The following is a 2,604-nucleotide window of genomic DNA, read 5'->3' as shown; positions in this document are numbered from 1 at the left end:
GTCACCCCGTCTCGGGCGATCAGCCCATCGTGGGCATGACGAATTCGGCCTCGGCGCGCATGCCGGTCGGCCAGCGGGTGGTGATGGTCTTCAGGCGGGTGTAGAAGCGCACGCCCTCGGGCCCGTGCATGTGGTGGTCGCCGAAGAGCGAGGCCTTCCAGCCGCCGAAGGAATGGAAGGCCATCGGCACCGGGACCGGGACGTTGACGCCGACCATGCCGACCTCGACCTCGTGGGCGAAGGCTCGGGCGCTGTCGCCGTCGCGGGTGAAGATCGCGACGCCGTTGCCATATTCATGCGCGGCGACGAGCTCGGCCGCCTCCTGGTAGTTCGCCGCGCGGGCGATCGCGAGGACGGGTCCGAAGATCTCCTCCTTCCAGACCGTCATGTCGGGCGTCACCTCGTCGAGCAGCGTGCCGCCGATGAAATAGCCGTTCTCGTAGCCCTGGGGTGCCTTGAACCCGCGGCCATCGACGACGACCCTGGCGCCCTCCTTTTCGCCCTGATCGACATAGCCGCGCACCTTGGCGAGGTGCTGGGCGGTGACGAGCGGACCCATTTCCGAGGCCCGGTCGGCGGCCGGGCCGATCTTCAGCGCCTCGATCTTCGGGACGAGCTTCTCGATCAGCCGGTTCGCGGTCTCCTCGCCGACCGGCACCGCCACCGAGATCGCCATGCAGCGCTCGCCGGCCGAGCCGTAGGCCGCGCCCATCAGCGCGCCGACCGCCATGTCGATGTCGGCGTCTGGCATGATGATCGCGTGGTTCTTGGCGCCGCCGAGCGCCTGGACGCGCTTTCCGTTCGCGGTGCCACGCGTGTAGATGTAGCGCGCGATCGGGGTCGAGCCGACAAAGCTCACCGCCTTGACGTCGGGGTTGTCGAGCAGCGCGTCCACCGCCTCCTTGTCGCCGTTCACCACGTTGAAGACGCCCGCCGGCACGCCGGCCTCGGTCAGAAGCTCGGCGATGAGGAGCGGCGCGGAGGGGTCGCGCTCGGAGGGCTTCAGCACGAAGCAGTTGCCGCAGGCGAGCGCCACCGGGAACATCCACATCGGCACCATGACGGGGAAGTTGAACGGCGTGATGCCGGCGACGACCCCGAGCGGCTGGCGCAGGGAATGGCTGTCGACGTTGGTGCCGACGTTCTCGGTGATCTCGCCCTTCAGCAGATGCGGGATGCCGACGGCGAACTCGACGACCTCGAGGCCGCGGGTCACCTCGCCGAGGGCGTCGTCGTGGGTCTTGCCGTGCTCGGCGGAGATGAGCTCGGCGAGCCGGTCGGCGTTCTCCTGGAGCAGGAACTTGAAGCGGTCGAGGATGCGGGCTCGGCGCAGCGGCGGGGTCTTGGCCCAGGCCGGCCAGGCGGCCTTGGCGGCGGCGACGACCGCGTCCACCTCCCCGGTGGTGGCGAGCGGCACGCGCGCCTCCGAGGCACCGGTCGCGGGGTTGAAGACGTCGGCGAAGCGCCCGGACGCGCCGGAGACGGGTTTCCCGCCGATGTAATGCGTGAGATCGGTCATCGGTGTTTCCTCCTTGTGTCAGGGGTGAGATCGCATCCTATAATACGCGGAGCAATCGCTGAAAACGCGGAACTGATATGCAACAATCCACATTGAAGTCGCTCGACTGGGACGATGCCCGGATGTTCCTCGCGGTGGCGCGGGCGGGGCAGATGCTCGGGGCGTCGCGGACGCTCGGGGTCAATCAGGCGACCTTGTCGCGGCGGATGGCGTCGCTCGAGGCGGCGCTCGGCACCAAGCTGCTGGCCCGGCGCACGCATGGGTCGGAACTGACCGACGCGGGCGCCGAGCTCTTCGAGACACTGGAGCGGGTCGAGACCGAGATGCTCGGGGCGCAGGCGCGGCTGCGGGGTGCCGGGGCGGCGGCGGCCGGGGTGGTGCGGATCGGCGCGCCGGACGGATTCGGTGTCGGTTTTCTCGCGCCGCGGCTGGCAACGCTCGCCGAGCGGCATCCGGCGCTGGTGGCGCAGCTGGTGCCGACGCCGCGCGGCTTCTCCCTGTCGCGGCGCGAAGCAGATCTGGCGGTGATGGTCGGGCGGCCGGAGAAGGGCCGGCTCGTGGCGCGGAAGCTGACGGATTATACGCTCGGGCTCTACGCGAGCCCGGCCTACCTCGCGGAGCGGCCGGCGCCGGTGGACGCGGCGGGGATCGCGGAGCACCGGCTGGTCGGCTATGTCGAGGATCTCATCGCCGCGCCGGCGCTGAACTACGCGGCCGAATTCCTGCGAGACTGGCGCTCGAGCGTCGAGCTGACGAGTGCCATCGGCCAGGTCGAGGCGGTGAAGGCCGGGGCGGGGATCGGGGCGCTGCATGACTATCTCGCCATCGGGCCGTGTCGCGAGGGTAGCCTCGTGCGGGTGCTGCCCGACCTCCGTGCGATGCGCTCGTACTGGCTCGCCATCCACGAAAACCTCCGCGACGTCGCCCGGGTGCGCGCCGCCGCCGACTGGCTGACCGAGGCCGTGCGGCGCGAGGCCTCGGCTTTCGACGGGGAGCAGGGGCGGGTACTCGACGAGTTGCCTTGAGGGATTATGGGCTGCCTGTCGTCATGGACGCACGAATTTTTGCGTAATTTTGCTCATGAA

Annotated in this window: 2 protein-coding genes; one reads left to right on the top strand and one right to left on the bottom strand. The window is 69.7% G+C overall.

Going from position 1 to position 2,604, the window contains the following annotated elements:
- Nucleotides 1-19: 19 nt before the first annotated feature.
- Nucleotides 20-1,519: a CoA-acylating methylmalonate-semialdehyde dehydrogenase gene (locus tag KBB57_RS20080; protein WP_290754193.1), complete on the bottom strand. Its 1,500-nt coding sequence runs from the start codon at nucleotides 1,517-1,519 to the stop codon at nucleotides 20-22.
- Between the two features lie 77 nt (nucleotides 1,520-1,596).
- Between KBB57_RS20080 and KBB57_RS20075 the strand changes: the two genes are divergently transcribed.
- Nucleotides 1,597-2,544: a LysR family transcriptional regulator gene (locus KBB57_RS20075; protein WP_290754191.1), complete on the top strand. Its 948-nt coding sequence runs from the start codon at nucleotides 1,597-1,599 to the stop codon at nucleotides 2,542-2,544.
- The last annotated feature ends 60 nt before the right edge of the window (nucleotides 2,545-2,604 follow it).

It is taken from the genome of Amaricoccus sp. (assembly GCF_017993425.1).
Classification (GTDB): Bacteria; Pseudomonadota; Alphaproteobacteria; order Rhodobacterales; family Rhodobacteraceae; genus Amaricoccus.
The sequence above is the reverse complement of the archived record's forward strand: the minus strand, read 5'-3'. Positions and strand labels throughout refer to the sequence as shown.